Annotated in this window: 22 protein-coding genes; 9 read left to right on the top strand and 13 right to left on the bottom strand. The window is 72.2% G+C overall.

Going from position 1 to position 22,126, the window contains the following annotated elements:
- Positions 1–49 precede the first annotated feature (49 nt).
- From DRV84_RS07290 to gluQRS, 4 genes are read left to right on the top strand one after another with little or no spacing between them, the layout of a single operon-like run.
- Positions 50–835 (top strand): enoyl-CoA hydratase, encoded by a 786-nt coding sequence (locus tag DRV84_RS07290; RefSeq protein ID WP_115979228.1) that lies wholly within the window; start codon positions 50–52, stop codon positions 833–835.
- 39 nt (positions 836–874) lie between these two features.
- Positions 875–2,230: a methylenetetrahydrofolate--tRNA-(uracil(54)-C(5))-methyltransferase (FADH(2)-oxidizing) TrmFO gene (gene trmFO / locus DRV84_RS07285; protein WP_115979227.1), complete on the top strand. Its 1,356-nt coding sequence runs from the start codon at positions 875–877 to the stop codon at positions 2,228–2,230.
- A gap of 22 nt (positions 2,231–2,252) precedes the next feature.
- Positions 2,253–2,867 (top strand): class I SAM-dependent DNA methyltransferase, encoded by a 615-nt coding sequence (locus tag DRV84_RS07280; protein ID WP_115979226.1) that lies wholly within the window; start codon positions 2,253–2,255, stop codon positions 2,865–2,867.
- Positions 2,864–3,763 (top strand): tRNA glutamyl-Q(34) synthetase GluQRS, encoded by a 900-nt coding sequence (gene gluQRS, locus DRV84_RS07275; protein ID WP_115979225.1) that lies wholly within the window; start codon positions 2,864–2,866, stop codon positions 3,761–3,763. The genes DRV84_RS07280 and gluQRS overlap by 4 nt, the downstream gene beginning before the upstream one ends.
- A 45-nt stretch (positions 3,764–3,808) precedes the next feature.
- On the opposite strand, the gene hisI is transcribed toward gluQRS, so the two are convergent.
- Positions 3,809–4,165 carry a phosphoribosyl-AMP cyclohydrolase gene (hisI, locus tag DRV84_RS07270; protein ID WP_115979224.1) on the bottom strand — a complete coding sequence of 119 codons (357 nt, stop codon included), beginning with the start codon at positions 4,163–4,165 and terminating at the stop codon, positions 3,809–3,811.
- Between the two features lie 66 nt (positions 4,166–4,231).
- Here hisI and DRV84_RS07265 point away from each other — a divergent pair, with 66 nt between their 5' ends.
- Positions 4,232–4,684, top strand: coding sequence for an iron-sulfur cluster assembly scaffold protein (locus DRV84_RS07265; RefSeq protein WP_115979223.1), 453 nt, complete (start codon positions 4,232–4,234; stop codon positions 4,682–4,684).
- Between the two features lie 235 nt (positions 4,685–4,919).
- Here DRV84_RS07265 and DRV84_RS16145 read toward each other — a convergent pair whose 3' ends face one another.
- The 5 genes from DRV84_RS16145 to sciP all read right to left on the bottom strand — a co-directional run bounded on the left by DRV84_RS16145 (position 4,920) and on the right by sciP (position 10,709).
- Entirely contained in the window at positions 4,920–5,042 is a 123-nt protein-coding gene (locus DRV84_RS16145; protein WP_275668736.1) for a hypothetical protein, read from the bottom strand.
- A gap of 103 nt (positions 5,043–5,145) precedes the next feature.
- Positions 5,146–7,236, bottom strand: a complete 2,091-nt coding sequence (gene recG / locus DRV84_RS07260; protein WP_115979222.1) for an ATP-dependent DNA helicase RecG — start codon at positions 7,234–7,236, stop codon at positions 5,146–5,148.
- Positions 7,233–9,512: an NAD-dependent DNA ligase LigA gene (gene ligA / locus DRV84_RS07255; RefSeq protein ID WP_115979221.1), complete on the bottom strand. Its 2,280-nt coding sequence runs from the start codon at positions 9,510–9,512 to the stop codon at positions 7,233–7,235. Before ligA ends, recG begins: the two co-directional genes overlap by 4 nt.
- An 85-nt stretch (positions 9,513–9,597) precedes the next feature.
- Positions 9,598–10,329: a response regulator transcription factor CtrA gene (gene ctrA, locus DRV84_RS07250; RefSeq protein WP_115979220.1), complete on the bottom strand. Its 732-nt coding sequence runs from the start codon at positions 10,327–10,329 to the stop codon at positions 9,598–9,600.
- 107 nt (positions 10,330–10,436) lie between these two features.
- Positions 10,437–10,709: a CtrA inhibitor SciP gene (gene sciP / locus DRV84_RS07245; RefSeq protein ID WP_115979219.1), complete on the bottom strand. Its 273-nt coding sequence runs from the start codon at positions 10,707–10,709 to the stop codon at positions 10,437–10,439.
- A gap of 120 nt (positions 10,710–10,829) precedes the next feature.
- Here sciP and mnmA point away from each other — a divergent pair, with 120 nt between their 5' ends.
- Positions 10,830–11,975 (top strand): tRNA 2-thiouridine(34) synthase MnmA, encoded by a 1,146-nt coding sequence (gene mnmA, locus DRV84_RS07240; protein WP_115979218.1) that lies wholly within the window; start codon positions 10,830–10,832, stop codon positions 11,973–11,975.
- A 206-nt stretch (positions 11,976–12,181) separates the two neighbouring features.
- Here the strand turns inward: mnmA and DRV84_RS07235 are convergent, their stop codons facing one another.
- The 4 genes from DRV84_RS07235 to DRV84_RS07220 are packed head-to-tail and all read right to left on the bottom strand — an operon-like array spanning position 12,182 to position 16,457.
- The gene (locus tag DRV84_RS07235) at positions 12,182–13,390 is read right to left on the bottom strand and encodes a beta-ketoacyl-[acyl-carrier-protein] synthase family protein (protein ID WP_115979264.1); all 1,209 of its coding nucleotides are present in this window, start codon (positions 13,388–13,390) and stop codon (positions 12,182–12,184) included.
- An 8-nt stretch (positions 13,391–13,398) separates the two neighbouring features.
- Positions 13,399–13,677 (bottom strand): acyl carrier protein, encoded by a 279-nt coding sequence (locus DRV84_RS07230; protein ID WP_115979217.1) that lies wholly within the window; start codon positions 13,675–13,677, stop codon positions 13,399–13,401.
- A 38-nt stretch (positions 13,678–13,715) separates the two neighbouring features.
- Positions 13,716–14,813, bottom strand: coding sequence for a UDP-3-O-(3-hydroxymyristoyl)glucosamine N-acyltransferase (lpxD, locus tag DRV84_RS07225; protein WP_115979216.1), 1,098 nt, complete (start codon positions 14,811–14,813; stop codon positions 13,716–13,718).
- A gap of 30 nt (positions 14,814–14,843) precedes the next feature.
- Positions 14,844–16,457 carry a L,D-transpeptidase family protein gene (locus tag DRV84_RS07220; RefSeq protein WP_115979215.1) on the bottom strand — a complete coding sequence of 538 codons (1,614 nt, stop codon included), beginning with the start codon at positions 16,455–16,457 and terminating at the stop codon, positions 14,844–14,846.
- A gap of 319 nt (positions 16,458–16,776) precedes the next feature.
- Between DRV84_RS07220 and mepK the strand changes: the two genes are divergently transcribed.
- The 3 genes from mepK to DRV84_RS07205 all read left to right on the top strand — a co-directional run bounded on the left by mepK (position 16,777) and on the right by DRV84_RS07205 (position 19,718).
- Positions 16,777–17,349, top strand: a complete 573-nt coding sequence (mepK, locus tag DRV84_RS07215) for a peptidoglycan L,D-endopeptidase MepK (protein WP_115979214.1) — start codon at positions 16,777–16,779, stop codon at positions 17,347–17,349.
- A 274-nt stretch (positions 17,350–17,623) separates the two neighbouring features.
- A complete protein-coding gene (locus DRV84_RS07210) occupies positions 17,624–18,481 on the top strand; it encodes an HTD2 family dehydratase (RefSeq protein ID WP_115979213.1) in 858 nt (285 codons plus the stop codon).
- Between the two features lies 1 nt (position 18,482).
- A complete protein-coding gene (locus DRV84_RS07205; RefSeq protein ID WP_192881404.1) occupies positions 18,483–19,718 on the top strand; it encodes a CoA transferase in 1,236 nt (411 codons plus the stop codon).
- Here DRV84_RS07205 and DRV84_RS07200 read toward each other — a convergent pair.
- The 3 genes from DRV84_RS07200 to DRV84_RS07190 are packed head-to-tail and all read right to left on the bottom strand — an operon-like array spanning position 19,703 to position 22,126.
- Positions 19,703–20,392 carry an ABC transporter ATP-binding protein gene (locus DRV84_RS07200; protein ID WP_115979212.1) on the bottom strand — a complete coding sequence of 230 codons (690 nt, stop codon included), beginning with the start codon at positions 20,390–20,392 and terminating at the stop codon, positions 19,703–19,705. The genes DRV84_RS07205 and DRV84_RS07200 overlap by 16 nt on opposite strands.
- On the bottom strand, positions 20,392–21,150 hold the full coding sequence (locus DRV84_RS07195) for an ABC transporter ATP-binding protein (RefSeq protein WP_115979211.1): 759 nt from the start codon (positions 21,148–21,150) through the stop codon (positions 20,392–20,394). The genes DRV84_RS07200 and DRV84_RS07195 overlap by 1 nt, the downstream gene beginning before the upstream one ends.
- The gene (locus DRV84_RS07190) at positions 21,143–22,126 is read right to left on the bottom strand and encodes a branched-chain amino acid ABC transporter permease (protein WP_115979210.1); all 984 of its coding nucleotides are present in this window, start codon (positions 22,124–22,126) and stop codon (positions 21,143–21,145) included. The genes DRV84_RS07195 and DRV84_RS07190 overlap by 8 nt, the downstream gene beginning before the upstream one ends.

The raw sequence follows: 22,126 nt of genomic DNA, 5'->3' as shown, positions 1-22,126 counted from the left end.
CCCGTCCTCACGGCGCCTAGAGTTGGCGCGAACAGGAGAGGAGGACAAGATGACGCTCTTGGACCGCGCGGACACGGGCGCCGTCGCCCGGCTGACCATGAACGCCCCCGACCGGCTGAACGCGCTCTCGGACGGGATGCTCGCCGAGCTGAAGGCCGCCTTCGACGCGCTGAGGGAGGACACCGCGATTCGCGCCGTGATCCTCGCCGGGCGCGGCAAGGCCTTCTGCGCCGGTCACGACCTCAAGGAGATGCAGGCGGGCCGGCAGTCCGAGGACGCCGGCGCGAGCTACTTCGACGACCTCTTCCGGCGCTGCTCCACCATGATGCAGACGATCCGCGAGATGCCGCAGCCCGTGATCGCCGAGACGCACGGCATCGCCACCGCCGCGGGCTGCCAGCTCGTCGCCTCCTGCGATCTCGCCGTGGCCGCAGAGGGCACGCGCTTCGGCGTGAACGGCGTGAACATCGGTCTCTTCTGCTCGACGCCGATGGTCGCGCTCTCGCGCAACGTCCCCCTGAAGCACGCCTTCGAGATGCTGGTCACCGGCGAGTTCGTGGACGCCACCCGCGCCCGCGAGCTCGGCCTCGTCAACCGCGTCGTGCCGCCCGAGGCGCTCGAGGCCGAGACCCAGGCCCTCGCCGAGACGATCGCGGGCAAGCTCGGCACCGCCGTGAAGATCGGCAAGCAGGCCTTCTACCGCCAGGCCGAGATGCCGCTCGATCAGGCCTACGACTTCACCGGCGCGGCCATGGTCGAGAACATGCTCGACCGCGACACGAACGAGGGGATATCGGCCTTCCTCGAGAAGCGCGCGCCAGACTGGCGCCAGTGACCCCGTGACACGCCCCGGCGAGGAGCCTAGATAGCGCGCATGACGGAAAAACTGCATATCGTGGGCGGCGGCATGGCCGGCTCGGAAGCCGCATGGCAGGCCGCGCAAATGGGCGTCGACGTGGTGCTGCACGAGATGCGGCCGAAGGTCGGCACCTTCGCGCACCGCACCGGCCATCTCGCCGAGATGGTCTGTTCCAACTCCTTCCGCTCCGACGACGACGCGGAGAACGCCGTGGGCCAGCTCCACTGGGAGATGCGCGCGGCGCAGGGTCTCGTGATGACCACCGCCGACCGTCACCGCCTGCCGGCCGGCGGCGCGCTCGCCGTGGACCGCGACCCCTTCGCCGAGGAAGTGACCGCGACGCTCCGGGCGCACCCGCGGGTGACGGTGCAGGAGTCCGAGATCACGGAGCTTCCCGGGGAGAGCCGCTGGATCTTCGCCACCGGCCCGCTCACCTCGCCCGCGCTCGGCGAGGCGATCGCGCGGGCCACCGGCGCCGATCAGCTCGCCTTCTTCGACGCCATCGCGCCCATCGTCTACGCCGAGAGCATCGACATGGGCACCGCCTGGCGCCAGTCGCGCTACGACAAGGGCGAGACGGAGGCGGAGCGGCAGGCCTACATCAACTGCCCGATGACGAAGGACCAGTACGAGGCCTTCATCGACGCGCTGCTCGCCGCCGACAAGACCGAGTTCCACGAGGGCGAGACGGCCGATTACTTCGACGGCTGCCTGCCGATCGAGGTCATGGCCGCCCGCGGGCGCGAGACGCTGCGCCACGGCCCGATGAAGCCCGTGGGGCTGACCAACCCGCACAAGCCCGACGAGAAGCCCCACGCCGTGGTGCAGCTGCGCCGCGACAACGCGCTCGGCACGCTCTACAACATCGTCGGATTCCAGACGAAGATGAAGTACGGCGCGCAAACGGATGTTTTCCGGATGATTCCCGGGCTGGAGGAGGCGCGATTCGCCCGCCTCGGCGGCATCCACCGCAACACCTTCCTCAATTCGCCCACGCTCCTCGACGACCAGCTCCGCCTGCGCGCGTTGCCCAACATCCGCTTCGCCGGGCAGATCACCGGGGTGGAGGGCTACGTCGAGTCCGCGGCGATGGGCCTCCTCGCCGGGCGCCTCGCCGCGGCCGAGATCCTCGGTCAGGCGCTGCCCACCGCGCCGGCCGACAGCGCCATGGGCGCGCTCGTACATCACATCACCGGCGGCGCGGAGGCCAGGACCTTCCAGCCGATGAACGTGAACTTCGGTCTCTTCCGCCCGGTCGAGGGCCTCAAGGGCGGGCGCAAGGGCCGGCGGGAGCGCTACCGCGCCTACACCGACCGCGCCAAGGCGGCCTGGCGCGCGTGGCTCGCGGGGGCGGCGCTGGACGCCGCGTGACGCGCCGGTTAGGCTCGCGTGCATGACACAGGGATTTCTCGACAGAGTGTATCGCACCCAGGGCGCCGAGGAGACCCGGCGCCTCTACGACGACTGGGCGACGCAATACGACGCCGATCTGCGCGCCGCCGGCTACGCCACGCCGCGCCGCGTCTCCGAGGCGCTCGCCGGCGCGATCGACGACCCCGCGCGGCCGATCCTCGACTTCGGCTGCGGCACCGGCCTCTCCGGCGAGGCGCTGGCCGAGGCGGGTTTCACCACGATCGACGGGGTGGACGTCTCCGAGGGCATGCTGGACGTCGCCCGCGCCAAGGGCGTCTACCGCGCCCTCGACGCCGTCGGCGACGACGACGCGATGACCGACCGCGCCGGGCGCTACGCCGCCGCCGCCGCCATCGGCGTCATCGGCTCGGGCGCCGCGCCGCTCGCCGCCTTCGACCGCGTCTGGGCGCTCCTGCCCGCGGGCGGGCTCTTCGCCTTCTCCTTCAACGACAACACGCTGCAGGACCCGGCCTTCGAGGCGCATGTGACCGCCCTCGTGGAGCGCGGCGCCGCGCGCGTGCGCCACCGCGAGCACGGGCCCCACGTGCCGGCCGAGGGCGTGGGCGCCCTCGTCTACGTCCTCGAGAAGGCGTGAGCCTCCGCACCCGCTTCGCCCCCTCGCCCACCGGCCCGCTGCACCTCGGCCACGCCTATTCGGCGCTGCTCGCCCACGACACGGCCCGGGCGGCGGGGGGCACCTTCCTCCTGCGCCTCGACGACCTCGACCAGAGCCGCGCGCGCCCGGAATGGGCCGCGCTGATCGAGAGTGACCTCGCATGGCTCGGGCTCACATGGAACGGCCCGGTGCTGCGCCAGTCCGACCGCCTGCCGCGCTACCGCGCCGCGCTCGCCGCGCTCTGGGACCGCGGCCTCCTCTACCCCTGCCACTGCAGCCGCCGCGACATCGAGGCCGCCGCCTCCGCGCCGCAGGAGGGCGCGCCCCTGCACGGCCCCGACGGGGTGATCTACCCCGACACCTGCCGCCCGGCGCAGCCGCCCGGGGGCCCGCTCCCCGAGGGGGTCGCGCTCCGCCTCGACATGACCCGCGCCGCGGCCGCGGCGGGGCTCGACGTGACGCCGCTCTGCTACCAAGAGACCGGCGTCGCGGACCCTCCGGGGCCGCTCGGCCCCGACCATTTCACGCGCGCGATCGGCGACGTCGCCCTCGCCCGCCGGGGCCTCGGCGCGTCCTACCACCTCGCCGTCGTGCTGGACGACGCCGATCAATCCGTCACCCATGTGATCCGCGGCGCCGACCTCGCGTCCGCGACGCCGATCCACGTCCTGCTGCAGCGCCTCCTCGGCCTGCCGACGCCGATCTACCACCACCACCGCCTGATCCGCGACGAAACCGGCCGGCGCCTCGCCAAGCGCGACGACGCCCGCGCCATCGCCGCCTATCGGGCCGAGGGCCGCACGCCGGCCGATCTCCGCGCGCTGGTGCGCCTCTCCCCGCCCCATCATCTTGGCCCAAATACTCTCGGGGGGTGAGGCGGCGAAGCCGCCGAGGGGGGCAGACAGCCCCCCTCCTCCGGCTCACCCGGGCGCCATGATCTCCACCTCCGCGCCGTCCCGCACCGCGGTGTAGAAACAGCTCCGCCGCCCGGTGTGACAGGCCGGCCCGGTCTGGCGCACCCGCAGGAGCAGCGTGTCGCGGTCGCAGTCGAGGCGCATCTCCACGAGCTCCTGCACGTGCCCCGAGGTGGCGCCCTTCTCCCAGAAGGCCTGCCGCGAGCGCGACCAGTAGGTGACGCGCCCGGTCTCCAGCGTGCGCGCCACCGCCTCGGCGTTCATCCAGGCGAGCATCAGCACCTCGTCCGTCTCGGCGTCCTGCGCGATGGCGGGGATGAGGCCGCGCGCGTCGTAGCGCAGCGTCGCGGGGTCGAAGGACATGGCATTTTCCTTTGGCAATCGCTCGGGCGGCGCCTAAGTATGCGCGAAAGACCCGATGGGGAAGCCATGAGCGCCGAGTCCGACCTGATCCAGCTCTATTCCGGCCGCATCCTCGCGCTCGCGGCCGACATCCCGCATACCGACCGCCTCGACGCGCCCGACGCCAGCGTGAAGAAACGCTCGCCGCTCTGCGGCTCCACGGTGACCGTGGACGTCACGCTCGAGGACGGGCGCATCGCTGCCTTCGGGCAGGACGTGAAGGCCTGCGCGCTCGGGCAGGCCGCCGCGGCGGTCGTGGGGCAGAACGCCATCGGCCGCACCCGCGCCGAGATCGAGGCGGCGCGCGACGCGCTCCGGGCGATGCTGAAATCCGACGGCCCCGCGCCGCCCGCGCCCTTCGACGGGCTCGAGGTGCTGCGCCCCGCGCGCGACTACAAGAACCGCCACGCCTCGATCCTCCTTGCGGTCGAGGCGACGGCGGAGGCCGTGGCCGAAGCCGAGGCGGCGCGCTGCGTCTGAGCCGCCGCGCCCGGCCCGCGCGCGGCTCGAGCCCGGGGCCGGCAAGACAGGGGCCGGCGAGACAGGCCGCCCGGCGCGACCGCTATCCAGCCAAAAAAACTACTCAACAAAAAAAACCGCCGCGCGTCCCGTGGGACGGCGGCGGAAAGGGACGATCCGCTTGGGGACAGGCAGACCCGGCGGCGCGCTCGGGGACAGGCGCGCCATGCCGCCGGGCCGCGGATCGCGAGGCAGCTCAGAGCGGTCCGGGCAGATGCAGCGCCCCGATCAGGAGCACCGTCAGCGCGACGAGGCCGGCCATGTCGGCGACGACCGCCCCCGGGGCGCGGCGAAGGATCGTTGCGAGGTGGGTCATCATCGCGGTCGCTCCATCTGCATTCGTGTTATCGATTTGTTCTCATATCTCGACCGCGACGTAAAGAACTTTTTGCGAACATCCGCGAACGAAGGCGGAATGACCCTCAGCCCACCGACAGCAGCCGGATCGCCTCGTCCTGGCGCATGAGCCAGAGGAGCACGCGCGCCGCCTCGCCGCGCGCGCTGCGCAGCTCCGGGTCGTCGGCGAGGAGCCGCCGCGCGTCCGACTGCGCGACGGACATGAGCCCCGCCTGCCGCTCCATGTCCGCGATGCGGAACCGCGGCAGGCCGGATTGCGCCGTGCCGATCAGGTCGCCCGCGCCCCGGATCTCCAGATCGACCTCCGCGATGCGGAACCCGTCCTCGGTGTCGCGCAGCGTCGTCAGCCGCCGCGCCGCCGTTTCGCCGAGGGGCGGCTGGTAGATCATGAGACAGGTCGAGGCGCCCGCGCCGCGCCCGACGCGCCCGCGCAGCTGGTGAAGCTGCGCGAGACCGAAGATCTCGGCGCGCTCGATCACCATGATCGTGGCGTTCGGCACGTCCACGCCCACCTCGATCACCGTGGTCGCCACGAGGACGCTCGTCTCGCCGCGCTGGAAGCGCGCCATGGCGGCGTCCTTCTCCTCGGCCGGCATCTGCCCGTGGACGAGGCCGACGACCCCTTCCCCGAGCGCGGCGCGCAGCCGCTTGAAGCGTTCCTCGGCCGCCGTGAGGTCCACCGCCTCGCTCTCGTCGACGAGCGGGCAGACCCAGTAGGCCTGCCGCCCCTCGGCGACCGCGCGGCGCAGGTGCTCGACCACCTCGCCCATGCGCTCGGTCGAGACCATGGCGGTGCGGATCGGCTGGCGCCCCGGCGGTTTCTCGTCCAGCACGCTCACGTCCATGTCGCCGTAATGCGCGAGCGCGAGGGAGCGCGGGATCGGCGTCGCCGTCATCACGAGCATGTCGGCGCCCGCGCCCTTGCGCCCGAGTTCCAGCCGCTGGCGCACGCCGAAGCGGTGCTGTTCGTCCACGATGGCGAGGCGCAGATCGTGGAAATCCACGTCCTTCTGAAAGACGGCATGCGTGCCGACGAGCACCTCGATTTCGCCGGCGGCGAGGGCGCGCAGCTTCTCCGCCCGCGCCGCGCCCTTGTCGCGCCCGGTCAGGAGCGCCATGCGCACGCCGGCCGCCTCGGCGAGCGGGGTGAGCGCCTCGAAGTGCTGGCGCGCGAGGATCTCGGTGGGCGCCATCATCACGCCCTGCCCGCCCGCCTCCACCGCGATCGTCAGCGCGAGGAAGGCCACCAGCGTCTTGCCCGCGCCCACGTCCCCCTGCAGGAGCCGGCTCATCCGCTGCGGGCTGCGCATGTCGTCGGCGATCTCGGCGAGCGCGCGGGTCTGCGCGCCCGTGGGCCGAAAGGACAGGCTGTCCAGCACCTTGCGCTGCAGCGTTCCGGTGCCGTGCGTCTCCCGCCCGCGGCCGCGGCGCACCCGCGCGCGGGCGAGGCCGAGGGTCAGCTGATGCGCCATCATCTCGTCGTAGGCGAGGCGTTCGCGCGCGGGATGCGTGGCGGCGAGGTCCGCCTCCCCCTGCGGCGCATGCGCGCTTTCGAGCGCGGCGCGCCAGTCGGGCCAGCCGGCCTCGGCTTTCTGCAGCGGGTCGATCCACTCGTCGAGCTCCGGCGCGCGGGCGAGCGCGGCCTCGGCCGCCTTCGCCATCGTGCGCTGCGTCAGGGCGCCGGTCAGCGGATAGACCGGCTCCACCTCCGGGATCTCGGCGGCGGCCTCGGGCGCGACGATGTGGTCGGGATGCACCATCTGCGCCATCCCGTCGTAAAGCTCCACCCGCCCGGAAACGAGGCGCCGCGCCCCCGGCGGCAAGACCCGCTGCAGGTAATCCGGGCGCGCGCGGAAGAAGACCAGCTGAAACGCGGTCTCGGCGTCCTCGACCTCCACCCGGTAGGCGCCGGTCTTCGTCCGCGGCGCGCGGTGCGCGCCGACCGTCACCTCCACCGTCAGCACGCGCGGCAGGTCCGCGCCCCGGATCGTCGCGCGGCGGCGCCGGTCGATCACCGAATGCGGCAGCGTGAAGAGCAGGTCGCGCGGCCGCGCGATGCCCCCCTTCTCGAGCGCCTGCGCCGTCTTGGCCCCCACGCCGGGCAGCGTGTCGAGCTCCGCGAAAAGCGGGAAGAGCGGCTCCGGCCGCCCGCTCATGCCTGCCCGATCAGCGCGAGCCAGCCGTCCTCGTCGAGGGTCTCGACGCCGAGCTCGGCGGCCTTCTTCGCCTTCGACCCGGCACCCGGCCCGGCGACGAGGAGATCGGTCTTGGACGAGACCGAACCCGAGACCTTCGCGCCGAGGCTCTCGGCGCGCGCTTTCGCCTCGGCGCGGGTCATCTTTTCCAGCGTGCCGGTGAAGACGACCGTCTTGCCGGCGACCGGGCTGTCCTCGGTCGCGGGCTGTTCGGCCGGCTGGACGTCGAGATGCGCGGCGAGCCGGTCGATCGAGGCGCGCTCGCGCTCCTGCGCGAGGCTCTTGACGAGCGACCGCGCGAGCACCGGGCCGACCCCGTCGACCGCCATCAGCGCCTCCCACGCCGGCCCCTCCTCGCCGGCGGCGGCGTCCATCGCCTCGAGGAAGGCGCCCCATGTGCCGTAGGTGCGCGCGAGAAGCTGCGCCGCCGTCTCCCCCACGTGGCGGATGCCGAGGGCGAAGATCAGCCGCTCGAGCGGGATCGCGCGGCGCGCCTCGATCGCGGCGAAGAGGTTGGCGGCGCTCTGCGCGCCCCAGCCGTACTGCCGGGCGAGCGGCGTGCGACTCCTTTCGGCGAAGCGCGCCGCGACGGCCTCGCGCTCGAAGGTCTCGAGCCCGAGCGCGGCGGCCAGCGCCGCGCGCGCCTCCGCGCGTTCCTCGCCCTCGAGGCGGTCGAGCACCTCATCGGCCGTTATGAGCGCCTTCTCGCCGGCGGCGTCGCGCGCGGCGAGCGTGAAGATGTCGGCCGGCTCGCGGATCCAGGCGAGGCGGTAGAACGCCTCCACCTGTTTCGCGCCGAGCCCCTCGATGTCGAAGGCGCCGCGCGAGACGAAGTGCTTGAGCTTCTCGATGGCCTGCGCCGGGCAGATCAGCCCGCCGGTGCAGCGGCGCACCGAATCGCCCTCCTCCCGGATCGCGTCGGAGCCGCAGGCGGGGCAGGTCCTGGGGAACTCGTAAGGCACCGCGTCGGCGGGCCGGCGCGCGAGGTCGACATCCGCGATCTTGGGGATCACGTCGCCCGCGCGGTAGATCTGCACCCAGTCGCCCGCGCGGATGTCGCGCCCCTCGCGGATCGGGTTACCGTCGGCGTCGCGCCCGGCGATGTAATCCTCGTTGTGCAGCGTCGCGTTGGAGACGACGACGCCGCCCACCGTCACCGGCGTCAGCCGCGCGACCGGCGAGAGCGCGCCGGTGCGGCCCACCTGAATGTCGATCGCCTCGAGCCGGGTCCAGGCGAGCTCGGCCGGGAACTTGTGCGCGAGCGCCCAGCGCGGCGTGGTCGAGCGGTAGCCGAGCCGCTCCTGCAGGGTCAGGTCGTCGACCTTGTAGACGACGCCGTCGATGTCGTAGCCGAGCGTCGCGCGCTGCTGCTCGATCGCCGCGTAATGGGCGAGCATCGCGTCGGGGCCGTCGCAGAGCGCGGTGAGCGGGTTGACCGGAAAGCCCAGCGCGCCGAGCCGCGCGATCGCCTGCATCTGCGTCGCGGCGAGCGGCGCGGAGAGCTGCCCCCAGCCGTAGGCGAAGAAGCGCAGCGGGCGGGCGCGCGTCACCTCCGGGTCGAGCTGGCGCAGGCTGCCGGCGGCGGCGTTGCGCGGGTTGGCGAAGCGCTTGTCGCCGCGCTCGGCCTGACGGGCGTTCAGCGCCTCGAACTCGGCGTGGCTCATGTAGACCTCGCCGCGCACTTCGAGGATCTCCGGCGCGCCGTCGAGGCTCTCGGGGATCTCCGCGATGGTGCGGACGTTGCGCGTGACGTCTTCGCCCTCCGTGCCGTCGCCGCGCGTGGCCGCCTGCACCAAGCGCCCGCCCTCGTAGCGGATCGAGAGGCTGAGCCCGTCGATCTTGGGCTCGGCGGTGAAGGCGAGCGGGTCCTCCGGGCCGAGGTTCAGGTAGCGGCGCACGCGCGCGTCGAACTCGGCGATCTCCTCGCGCTCGAAGGCGTTCTCGAGCGAGAGCATGCGCACCGCGTGGCGCACCTTGGCGAAGGCCTCGGCCGGGCGCGCGCCCACCCGCTCGCTCGGGCTGTCGGGGCGCTTGAGCTCGGGAAAGCGCGCCTCGATCTCGGCGTTGCGACGCTTGAGCCGGTCGTAGGCCGCGTCGCTCATCCGGGGGGCGTCGGCGACGTAGTAGGCCTCGTCCGCGCGGGCGAGCTCCGCGGCGAGGCGTTCGAGCTCTTCGGCGGCCTCCGCGGCGCTCAGCGCCTCGACGGGTGTGTCCTGCGCGGGCGTGTCCTCGGCCACGGTCCTCTCCTCGCCCCGTTGCTCAGGGGCGGAGTGATAGGACCGTGGCGCGCGGGCGTCCAGTGGCCGCCGCCCCGCGCGGCCCTCACGCGCTCGCCGCGACGGAGCCGGAGGCGGCGGCGCCGGGCGCGACCGGCGCGGGCTCGGGGTCGCGCAGGACGTAGCCGCGGCCCCAGACCGTCTCGATGCAGCTCGCCTCGCCCGTGGCTTCGGCGAGCTTCTTGCGCAGCTTGCAGATGAAGACGTCGATGATCTTGAGCTCCGGCTCGTCCATGCCCCCGTAGAGATGGTTGAGGAACATCTCCTTGGTCAGCGTGGTGCCCTTGCGCAGGCTCAGAAGCTCCAGCATCTGGTACTCCTTGCCGGTCAGGTGCACCGGCTTGCCGTCGACCTCCACGGTCTTGGCGTCGAGGTTCACGGCGATCCGGCCCGTCCGGATGATCGACTGCGAATGCCCCTTCGAGCGGCGGATGATGGCGTGAATGCGCGCCACGAGTTCCTCGCGGTGGAAGGGTTTTGTCAGGTAGTCGTCCGCGCCGAAGCCGAAGCCCTTGAGCTTGCTGTCGGTGTCGTCGGAGCCCGAGAGGATCAGGATCGGCGTCGATATGCGCGCGAGCCGCAACTGCCGCAGCACGTCGTGGCCCGTCATGTCCGGCAGGTCCAGATCGAGAATGATCAGGTCGTAGTCGTAGAGCTTGGCCAGATCGACCGCCTCCTCGCCGAGGTCCGTCGCGTAGACGTTCAGATCGGCATGGGTCAGCATCAACTCGATGCTCTTCAAGGTCGTCGGATCATCTTCAACAAGCAGCACGCGCATCCCGGCCCTCCGCTTCTTCGCTCGGCATCGAAACGCAAGGTGAACAAAAAAGGTTAACCCAGCGTTACGCCCGGAAAGCTTAGCTCCTTCGATATATTTTTCAACCTTTAGTTGTTGTTGCGCCTCTTCGTCGCCTTAAGCGCGTTCTCGCCGCCGCTTTCGGTGGCGCGCATCCATTCCGCGAGCTCCTCCTCGCTGAGCGCGTAGCGCGCCATGGCCTCCTCGGGCGTGATGAGGCCATGGCGCACCGCACGCATCACCGCCGCCTTGCGCGACGCGACCCAGCGCCGGGTGTCCGGCGGCGGCAGGTCGGCGCGCGTCATCACGCGGCCGTCGGGCAGGGTCACGGCGCGCGGGCCCTTCACCTTGCGCAGATACATTGGGCTCCTCCGGGTTGCTCGGCACGAGACTTGCCCGGAGGCCTTAACGCCGCCTGAAACGCGGCCTTGAGAATGCGGCGGATTTTCCTATATTCCGCGCACTTTCCGAAAGGTCCGATCATGTCGCTCGACGCCGCACAGCCCCTGAATTCCCTCGGCCTGCCCAAGCCGCCGGCGGAGACCCGCGTGGTGGTGGCGATGTCGGGGGGTGTCGACAGCTCCGTCGTCGCCGCGATGCTCGCCGAGGAAGGCTACGACGTCGTGGGCGTGACGCTGCAACTCTACGACCACGGCGCGGCGCTCGCCAAGAAGGGCGCCTGCTGCGCCGGCCGCGACATCCACGACGCGCGCCGCGTCGCCGAGACGCGCGGTTTCCCGCATTACGTGCTCGACTACGAGAACGTCTTCCGCGAGGCGGTGATCGACGAGTTCGCCGACAGCTACCTCGGCGGCGCGACGCCGGTGCCCTGCATCCGCTGCAACGAGCGGGTGAAGTTCCGCGACCTGCTCGAGACGGCGAAGGATCTCGAGGCCGACTGCATGGCCACCGGCCACTACATCCGCCGCGAAGCGGGCCCCGCCGGGCCGGAGCTGCACATGGCCGCCGACGGCGCCCGCGACCAGAGCTATTTCCTGTTCTCCACCACGCGCGAGCAGCTCGACTACCTGCGCTTCCCGCTCGGCCACCTCGCCTCGAAGGACGAGACCCGCGCGCTCGCCGCGCGCTACGGACTCCCGGTGGCCGAGAAGCCCGACAGCCAGGACATCTGCTTCGTGCCGAACGGCGACTACGCCGCGGTGATCGAGAAACTGCGCCCCGGCGCGGCCGAACCGGGCGAGATCGTGCACGCCGACGGCCGGGTTCTGGGCGAGCACAAGGGGATCATCCACTACACCGTCGGCCAGCGCCGCGGGCTCGGCATCGGCGGCCTCTCGGAGCCGCTCTACGTCGTGAAGCTCGACGTCGAGACGCGCCGGGTGATCGTCGGCCCCAAGGAGATGCTCGCCACCCGCCGGGTCCCCGTGCGCGAGGTGAACTGGATCGGCGACGGCGGCTTCACCGACACGGCCGAGCGCGAGATCTCGGTCAAGGTGCGCTCGACGCGCGCGCCGTCGGAGGCGATCCTGCGCCCGCTCTCGGAGACGGAGGCGGAGGTGGAGCTCCTCTCGCCCGAAGAGGGCGTGAGCACCGGGCAGGCCTGCGTCTTCTACGCGACGGGCGGGACCCGCGTGCTCGGCGGCGGCTGGATCTGGCGCGGTCGCTGACGCGACGCGCCGCGGCAGGGGGCGCTGCCCCCTCTTGGCCTGACGGCCAATTCACCCCCGGAGTATTTGTACCAAGAGGATGGACCCTGTCAGGCGTTCCCATCATCTTGGCAAAAATACTCCGGGGAGCGCGAGGGGCAGCGCCCCTCGCCCGCACGCGGTGCCAGAAGGCGTGCGGCCGCAAGGCCGCGCCGCCCAGCCGCGGCTCAGATGTGGCGCAGGGCGAGGACGGCGTTGAGGCCGCCGAAGGCGAAGGCGTTGGAGAGGGCGACCTCGATCTCGGCCTCGCGGGCGGCGTTGGGGACCACGTCGAGCGCGCATTCGGGGTCGGGCTCCTCGTAGCCGATGGTCGGTGCGACGACGCCGTCGCGCACGGCCATGATGCAGGAGAGGAGTTCGACGGCGCCGGTGCCGCCGATCAGGTGGCCGTGCATCGACTTCGTGGAGGAGATCATCAGCCGGTCGGCGTGGGCGCCGAAGACGTCGGCGACGGCGGCGCATTCGGTCTTGTCGTTGGCCAGCGTGCCGGTGCCGTGGGCGTTGATGTAGCCGACGGTCGCGGGGTCGATGCCGCCGTCACGCAGGGCGCCGGCCATCGCGCGCGCCGCGCCCTGCTTGGAGGGCATGACGATGTCGGCGGCGTCGGAGCTCATGGCGAAGCCCGCGACCTCGGCGAGGATCTCGGCGCCGCGGGACTGCGCGTGCTCCATGTCCTCGAAGACGAAGACGCCGGCCCCCTCCCCCTGCACCATGCCGTTGCGGTTGGCGCTGAAGGGGCGGCAGGCGTCGCGGCTCATCACCCGCAGCCCCTCCCAGGCCTTCACGCCGCCGAAGCAGAGCATGGATTCAGAGCCGCCCGTGACCATCACGCGGCTCATGCCGAGGCGCACCATCTGGAAGGCCTGCGCCATGGCGTGGTTCGAGGAGGCGCAGGCGGTGGAGACCGTGAAGGACGGGCCCTTCAGGTTGTACTCCATCGCGACGTGGCTGGCGGCCGCGTTGTTCATCAGCTTCGGCACGACGAAGGGGTGAACGCGGTTCTTCCCCTCTTCGTAGACGTGGCGGTAGTTCTCGTCCCAGGTGCCGACGCCGCCGCCCGCGGTGCCGAGCACCACGCCGGACCGCGCCGCGAGCTCGCCGGCGAAGTCGAGGCCGGCCTGCGCGATGGCCTCGCGCGCCGCGATCAGGGTGAACTGCGTGAAACGGTCGTAGAGGGCGAGCTGCTGGCGGTTGAAATGCGCCTCGGCGGCGAAGTCGCGCACCTGCCCGCCGATGCGCACGGCGAGGCGGTCGACGTCGCGGATCTCGAGCGGGCCGATGCCGCAGCGCCCCTCGCGCATCGCCTCGAGCGTGGCGGGCACGCTGTGTCCGAGCGGGTTGATGGTCCCCGCCCCGGTGATCGCCACCCGGCGCAGTCCAGTGGTCATGCGCCGCCCGCGCGCCCGTGCTGCTCGGCGATCAGCCGCTCGATCCCGGCGACGATGGCGTCGACCGAGGAGATGTCGAAATCGCTCTCCTCGGGGGCGTTGGCGTTGAAGGGCACGGAGATGTCGAAGGCCTCCTCGATGGCGAAGATGCTCTCGACGAGGCCGAGGCTGTCGATGCCGAGATCCTCGAGCGTCGCGTCGGCGCGCACGTCGGAGGGCTCGAGCACGGCCTGCTCCGCGATGATGCCGATCACCTTGTCGCGGACGTCCGTCATCCTGCCGATCCCTTCGCTGTCCATCTGCGCCGCCCGATCTAGTCGCTCGCGCCGGGCTTTGAAACAGCTTTCTTGAGCGCCGCGATCTCGCGCGCGAGGCGCGGCAGGCGGCGCAGCGCCTTGTAGCTCTCGACGTGCGTCTCCATGCGCGTCGCGGGATAGCCCATCATCACGCGCCCCGCCGGCACGTTGGACAGAACCTTGGTCCCCGCGGCGATCACCACGTTGGCGCCGACGGTCACGTTGTCGGCCACGCCCGCCTGCCCGCCCATGACCACGTGATCGCCCACGCGCGCCGAGCCGGCGACGCCCGAGTGCCCGGCGAAGACGCAATCCCGCCCGATCACCGCGTTGTGGGCGATCTGCACGAGGTTGTCGAGCTTGGTGCCGTCGCCCACGACCGTGTCGCGGATCGTGCCGCGGTCGATGCAGGTGGCGGCGCCGATCTCCACGTCGTCGCCGATGCTTACCGCGCCGAGCGAATGGATGCGCGCCCAGCTCTGGGCGGCGGGCGCGGGCGCGTCCTCGGCGCCGAGGGTAGCGCGCGCGCGCTCGGCCCCGGATTCCTCCGGCGTGACGAAGGAGAAGCCGTCGCTGCCGACCACCGCGCCGGGCTGCGCGACGAACCGCGCGCCGATCCTCACCCGCGCGCCGATGCGCACCCCCTCGCGCACGAGGCCGTCCGCCCCGATCTCGGCCCCGGCGCCGACGTAGGCCTGCGGCCCGATCACCGTGCGCGCGCCGATGCGCGCGCCCGCCTCGATCACGGCGAGCGCGCCGACGGTGACGTCCGGCCCCAGCTCGGCGCGCGGGTCGATCACCGCCGAGGGGTGCCGGCCCGGCGGAAAGCCCGGGCCGCGGTCGAGCGCCGCGGTCAGCCCGGACATCGCGAAGCGCGGGCGCGGCGGGCAGATCGCGCCCGACAGCCCCAGCGCCTGCCAGTCCGCGCCGTCCCAGAGGAGCGCGGCGCGCGCCCGGCCCTCGCTCAGACGTTCGGCGTAGGCCGGCGTCGAGGCGATGGCGAGTTCCTCCGGCCCAGCCTCCGCGGGTTCCGCGGCGCCGACGATCGGCAGCGTGGCGTCGCCCTCTGCGACGAGGCCGAGCGCCTTGGCGAGCTTTCCGAGGGTGTGGGCCATGTCATCTCCGCACGACGTGCGGCGTCACCCCTAGCCCTCCGCGTCCGCGATCGCCACCCCCCGCGCGGCGAGCGCCGTCCAGATCTTCGCGTCGCGGCCGTAGATGTCGGGCCGGAACGCGAGGCGACCGTCGGGCCGCGCCCGCACGGTGCGATAGATCAGGTGGACGGGCACGTGGCGGTCGAGATCGATCTGCGTCTCGCGGCCGGTCTCGAGCACCGAGTGAAAGAGGCCCTCGGGGTCGTCGGTCTGCGGGCGCAGCAGCTCGTAGGCGAACTCGAAGGGCTCCTCGAGGCGGACGCATCCGCTCGAGTAGGTGCGGGTGTGGCGGTCGAAGAGGTGCTTTTCCGGTGTGTCGTGCAGGTAGATCGCGTGTTCGTTGGGGAACATGAACTTCACCAGCCCGAGCGCGTTGCGCGGCCCCGGGGGCTGGCGCACGTTGAAGGGGAAATTCCGCGCGTTGTAGGCGTTGAAGTTGACCGCGCTCCGGCTGACCACGCGGCCGCCGCCGTCCATGAGCTGCAGGTAGGCGGCGGCGTTCGGGTCGCGCTTCATCTTGGGCAGGTAGTCGCGCGCGAGAATGGAGCGCGGCACGTACCACGACGGGTTGACGACCATGTGCTCCATCTCGTCGGAGAACTCGGGCGTGTGCTTGCCCGCCGGGCTCCGCGCGCCGACGACGGCCTTGGTGCGGAAGGTCACCTTGCCGTCGTCCATGATCCGCGCCGAGAAATCCGTGAGATTGACGAGGATGTGGCGCGCGCCGCGCTCGCGGGGCAGCCAGCGCTCGCGCTCCAGCGCGACGAGGACCGAGCGCAGCCTCGCCTCGGCGGGCGTGTTGAGCGCGCGCAGCGTCGCCCCGCCCGCGATGCCGTCCACCTCGAGGCCGTGCGCCTCCTGAAAGCGGCGCACCGCCTCCACCACCGCCGCGTCGTAGCGCGCGGTGGCGGTGCGCCCGAGATACCCCATCGCGATCAGACGGTCGCGCAGCGCGACCACTTGCGCGCCGCTGTCGCCGGGCTCGAGCCGCCGGGCGCGCACCTCCGGCCCCCAGCCGCCCGCGCGCACGATCTCGCCGAGTTCCAGCCGCGCCTTCATCAGCCGCGTGTATTCCGCGCTCTGCGGGGCGAGGCCGCGCAGGTGGACCGCCGGGCGCTCCGCCCCGGCGACCGCGCGCAAGGCGGCGGCGAGATCGGGCCGCGGCGCGGTGCGCTCGATGTCGGTGTCGATCTCGGAGGGGGTCAGCAGCCCCGCCCCGAGCCGGCGCGCGTAGCTCAGGAACTGCGCGGTGAGCGCCGCCTCCACCCGGGCGAGATCGCCCGCGGTGCGCGCCGCCGCCATGCGCGCCGTGAGCCCGTCGAGGTCCGCCGCGGGCAACCCGTGCAGCGGCAGGCCGCGCAACGCCTCGAAAAGCGCCGCGCGCCGGCGCTCGGCCGCGGCGGTGTCGGCCGTCCAGATCGGCGCGAAGGCCCGGTCGCGATAGACCTCCGACGCCACGGGGCGTTCGGCCACCGCCTCGGCCAGCGCCTGTCTGAAGGCCACGCCGGCCGGCTCGGCGGCCGCGACCGGCGCCGCGAGCGCCAGCACGAGCGCGGCCACCCGCAGACGGCGAAGCGGCAGGGACAGCGTGGCTGGCAGCGGCATGGCGTTCGCTCCGGTCTGGGGCCGGCGCCCTCGGGCGTCGGCGGTGAGTAGCACCCCCGTTGAGCCGCGCGGGCGCGGCGCTGTCCATTCACAAGTTCCGGCGCGGCCCGGCTTCGGGCTTGCGCGCGACTTCCCTGCAACGCTCGGCAACCGGGCTCGCTTGGGCAGATTCCCGCCGACCACGCCTCTTTACGGGATTTTAGACCGAATCGGGCTTTCTGTGCACATGACGCTTATGCAATCTTTCTTCCCAATCGGGGACGACGAACAGCGCCGCGCAACGTCGCGGCAGGGCAGACGAGACAGGACAGGCACCATCATGACGCATGACTCCAGCGCCCGCGCGGTGACGCGCCGCGGCCTGTTGGCCGGGTTCGCCGCGACGACGATCACCGCGGCACCGGGCTTCGCCAACGCCGCCGGGTTCCTGCGCGGCGCCGGCGACATCCGCCGCCTCCGCATGTATTCCGGCCGCACAGGGGAGCGGATCGATACCATCTACTGGATCGAGGGGGAGTACATCCCCGAGGCGATCGCCGAGATCAATCATTTCATGCGCGACTGGCGCAACGGCGAGGTCAAGGCGATCGACCCGCGCACCATCGACCTGATGACCGCCGCGCACAAGATGCTCGACACCTCTGAGCCCTACACCCTCGTCTCGGGCTATCGCAGCCCGGAGACCAACGCGATGCTCCGCCGCCGCAGTTCCGGCGTGGCGAAGAATTCGCGCCACATGCGCGGCGAGGCGGCGGATCTGCACCTGCGCTCGCGCTCGGTGAGCCAGATGGCGCGCGCCGCGATGGCCTGCCGCGCGGGCGGCGTGGGCAAATACACCGCCTCGGACTTCGTGCACATGGATTGCGGTCCGGTGCGCAGCTGGGGACGCTGAGCCGCGCGCACGCCCGGCCTAGGCCCGCGCCCGCCCCCGCTGACGCCATGCATCCACCACGGGGCGCCAAGCGCGCCGCGACAGTCCTATCGGGCCTCCGCCCGTCAGGCACCGATCCATCGAGCAGCGGCACAAGATCCCGCCGGCCTCCGCGCCGGCGGGGCGCCGCCTCCGGTCCGGGCCTGAGTGCGCGCAATATCTGTGCACATAAGTATTCCTAGGCGACACAATCTGTCTCCGCTATGCAGGCCCCGCAACGGACGAGAGGGGCGGCATGGCACGCGACGAGGTCGAGGGCTGGATCGGGCGCACGCGGGAGGATCAGGACATGGCGAGCGCCGCGGCGCTCTCGATGCTGGCGGCGACGCTCTCGGACCTGCCCGGCGCGCTGCCCGCCCCGCCCGAGGCGGGCGCGCCCCTGCCGCCGCTCTGGCACTGGGCGCTCTTTCACCCGGCCGCGCCGATGGACGGGCTCGGCCCCGACGGGCACACGAAGCGCGGCGGCTTCCTGCCGCCCATCGATTACGCGCGGCGCATGTGGGCGGGCGGCGCGCTGACCTTCCACGCGCCCCTGCGCGTGGGCGACACGGTGACGCGCCGCTCGACGATCGCCGGCATCCGCGAGGTCGAGAACGACCGCGGCGGCATGGTCTTCGTCACCGTCGAGCACGCGCTCCACGGCCCCGCGGGCCTCGCCGTCGAGGAGCGGCAGGACATCGTCTACATGCCGATGCCCGACCGCTTCACGCCGCCGAAGAAGACCCCGGCCCCCGCCGCGCCGGAGGCCGAGCTCACCCTGCCAATGCCCGAGACGCGGCTCTTCCGCTTCTCGGCGGCCACCTTCAACGCGCACCGCATCCACTACGACCTGCCCTATACGCAGGAGGTGGAGAAATACCCCGGCCTCGTCGTGCACGGGCCGATGCAGGCGCTCTGTCTGATGGCGCTCGCCGTGGCGCAGGGGGGCCGCGCGCCGGACCGCTTCCGCTTCCGCGGCGTGCATCCGCTCTTCGCCGGGGCGCCGATGCGCGCGCTCGCCTGGGCGGAGGACGACGGGCCGGGGCTCGCCCTCTGCGCCGCGGCGGCGGAGGGACACATGACCATGCGGGCGACCGCGGAGTGGGGGGAGTGACATGGGAATTCTGACCGGCATGCGCGTCGTCGAGGGCTCGGCCTTCGTCGCCGTGCCGCTCGCGGGGATGACGCTGGCGCAGATGGGCGCCGACGTGATCCGCTTCGACCGGCTCGAGGGCGGGCTCGACGCGAAGCGCTGGCCCGTCGCGCCCAACGGGCGCTCGCTCTTCTGGGCGGGGCTCAACAAGGGCAAGCGCTCGGTCGCGGTGGACATGAAATCGCCCGAGGGGCGCGAGCTCGTCACCCGCATCGTCACCGCGCCGGGCGAGGACGCGGGGCTTTTCCTGACGAACCTGCGCGTGCGCGGCTGGATGGATTACGAAAGCCTCAGCCGCCACCGCCCGGACCTCGTGATGCTCACGCTCACCGGCGACCGGCACGGGCGGCCGGCGGTGGACTACACGGTGAACCCCTCGCTCGGCTTTCCCGACACGACCGGGCCGGAGGGCTCCACCGAGCCGGTGGCGCATGTCCTGCCGGCCTGGGACTGCATCGCCGGCAATCTCGCCGTCGCGGGCCTCTTGGCCGCCGAGCGCCAGCGCCTCAAGACCGGGCGCGGGCAACAGGTCGAGGTCGCGCTGAAGGACGTGGCGGCGGCGATGCTCGGCCACCTCGGCATCATCGGCGAGACGGCGCTCACGGGCGAGAGCCGGCCGAAGGCGGGCAACGCGCTCTACGGCGCCTACGGGCAGGATTTCCTCTGCGCCGATGGGCGGCGGGTGATGGTCGTGGGCCTCACGCGCCGGCAGTGGCAGGGCCTTCTGAAGGCGACCGGCACGGGCGAGGCGATGGACCGCCTCGCCGCGCGCCTCGGCGCCGATCTCGGCAAGGAGGGCGAACGCTTCCGTCACCGCCACGCGATCACCGAGATCCTCGCGCCGTGGTTCGCCGCGCGCGCCGTCGCCGACTTCGCCGAGAGTTTCGACGCCCACGGCGTCACATGGTCGATCTTCCGCGATTTCCGCACCGCGCTCGACGAGGACCCGGACCTCTCGCCCGAGAACCCGATGTTCTCGATGCTCACGCAGCCCGGCATCGGCACCTATCCCGTCCCGGCGAGCCCGCTGGAGTTCTCGGCCGCCGAGCGCGACGCGCCCGCCCCCGCGCCGGAGCTCGGGGAGCACACCGAGGAGGTGCTCGCCGACGTCGCGGGCCTCGGCTCGGGCGAGATCGGGCGGCTCTTCGACGCGGGCGTCGTCGGCGGGCCGTCGCGCGTCGGTCAGACGCCGAGGTAGCGATCGGTCACGTCGCGCCCAAGATCGGCCATCCCGCCCTGCCAGACGGTGCGCCCGCGCTCGAGGATCACGGCGCGGTCGGCGACGCGGGCGAGCTCCTTCAGCGACTTGTCCACCACGAGGAGCGCGAGGCCGGTCTCCGCCTTGAGCCGGGCGATCGCGCGCCAGATCTCCTGGCGTACCACCGGCGCGAGGCCCTCGGTCGCCTCGTCGAGGATCAGGAGCCGCGGATTGGTCATCAGCGCGCGCCCGATGGCGAGCATCTGCTGCTCGCCGCCCGAGAGCGAGGCGGCGCGCTGGTCCCGCCGCTCCGCGAGCCGGGGGAAAAGTTCGGCCACCGACGCGCGGTCCCACGGCCCCGGCCGCGCGGCGGCGAGGAGGTTCTCCTCCACCGTGAGCGGCGCGAAGCAGCGCCGCCCCTCGGGCACCAGCCCGACGCCGAGCCGCGCGACCCGGTGCGCAGGCCACCGCGTGATGTCGCGTCCCTCGAAGGTCACGCGCCCCGCCCGCGCCGGCATCATCCCGCAGGCCACGCGGATCGTCGTCGTCTTGCCCATGCCGTTGCGGCCCATGAGCGCGACGACCTCGCCCGCGCCGAGCGCGAGATCGACGCCGAAGAGCGCCTGGCTCGCGCCGTAGGCGGCCTCGATCCCCTCGAGCGCGAGAAGCGCCATCAGATCGCCTCCGCGTCGTCGCCGAGATAGGCGCGGCGCACCACGGGGTCGGCGCGGATCTCCTCCACCGTGCCGCTGGCGATGATCTCGCCGTAGTCGAGCACGCTGATCCGGTCGGCGAGGCTGAAGACCGCGTCCATGTCGTGCTCGACCAGCAGGATCGGCGCCTCGTGGCGCAACCGATCCAGAAGGCGCGTCATCTCCGCCGCGCCCTCCGCGCCCATGCCCGCCATCGGCTCGTCGAGCAGGAAGGCGCGCGGCGCCAGCGCGAGCGCCATCGCGATCTCGAGCTTGCGCCGCTCGCCGTGGCTCAGGTCCTGCGCCCGGACGGCGAGGCGGTCGTCGAGGCCCACGCGCCCGGCCGCGGCGCGGGCCGTCGCGGTCATCTCGCGGTCCTTCAGCACGGCGCGGAAGAGGTGATACGACGTGCCCCGCGCGCCCTGCAGCGCGAGCACCACGTTCTGCAGCACCGTGAACTCCGCGATCACCGAGGAGATCTGGAAACTCCGCCCCAGCCCCATCCGCGCGCGGCCGACGGTGTCGAGCGCCGTCACGTCCCGCCCGAGGAAGCGGATCTCGCCCGCGTCGGGCGCCATGTTGCCGGCGATCTGCTTGATGAGCGTGGATTTACCGGCGCCGTTCGGCCCGATCAGCGCGTGGATCTCGCCCGGCAACAGGGTCAGGTTGATGTCGCGGCTCGCCCGCAGCGCGCCGAAGCTCTTGCTGAGCTTGCGGATCTCGAGGACGGGCTCAGTCATGCGCGACCTCCCGCCCCGCGAGCGAGCCGATGAGCCCGCCGCGCGCGAAGAGCACGACGAGCAACAGGAGCGCGCCCACGAAGGCCAGCCAGTAGTCGCTGACGCCGCCCAGCCAGTGCTCGAGCAGGACGAAGAGCGCCGCCCCCGCGACGGGCCCGTAAAGCCGCGCGACACCGCCGAGGATCACGAGGACCATGATCTCGCCGCTGGTGTGCCAGCTGAACATCGTGGGGCCGACGAAGCGGTTCAGATCGGCCATCAGCGCCCCGGCGAGCCCGGTGATCATGCCCGAGATCACGAAGGCGGCGAGGCGGATGCGGAAGGGCCGGATGCCCACCGTCTCGACCCGCTCGGCGTTCTGCCGCGCCGCCTGAAGCGCGAGCCCGAAGGGCGAACGCGCGATGCGCCAGCTCACGAAGAGGCCCGCCATCAGGAGCGCGTAACAGATCACGAACAACTGGATCGGGTCGAGCGTGTTCAGCCCCGGAAAGTCGTTGCGGACGTAGATCGCCATCCCGTCCTCGCCGCCGTATTTCGGCCAGCTCACGAAGAGGTAGTAGAACATCTGCCCGAAGGCGAGCGTCGCCATGATGAAATAGGCGCCCGAAGTGTGCAGCGTGAGCATCCCGATCAGAGCCGCCGCGAGCCCCGAGGCGACGAGCGCCACCGCCCAGATCACCAGCATCTGCTTGGTGCCCTCGAACACGAAGGGCCAGGTGAAGATCGGATCGTAAGTCTGTGCGTGGAAGGCGAGAATCCCCATCGCGTAGCCGCCCAGCCCGAAATAGGCCGCGTGCCCGAAGGAGACGAGCCCGCCGAGCCCGAGCGCGAGGTTCAGCCCCACGGCCGCGAGCGCGAGGATCGCCACCCGGGTGGCCAGCGTGATGGTGAAGATCTCGCCCGTGACATGCGCCCAGAGCGGGATCGCCAGAAGCCCCGCGGCGAGGCCCGCGTTGATGATCGTCTCGCGCCGCAT

Origin of the sequence: Rhodosalinus sediminis, assembly GCF_003385555.1 — a bacterium.
Classification (GTDB): domain Bacteria; phylum Pseudomonadota; class Alphaproteobacteria; order Rhodobacterales; family Rhodobacteraceae; genus Rhodosalinus; species Rhodosalinus sediminis.
The sequence above is the reverse complement of the archived record's forward strand: the minus strand, read 5'-3'. Positions and strand labels throughout refer to the sequence as shown.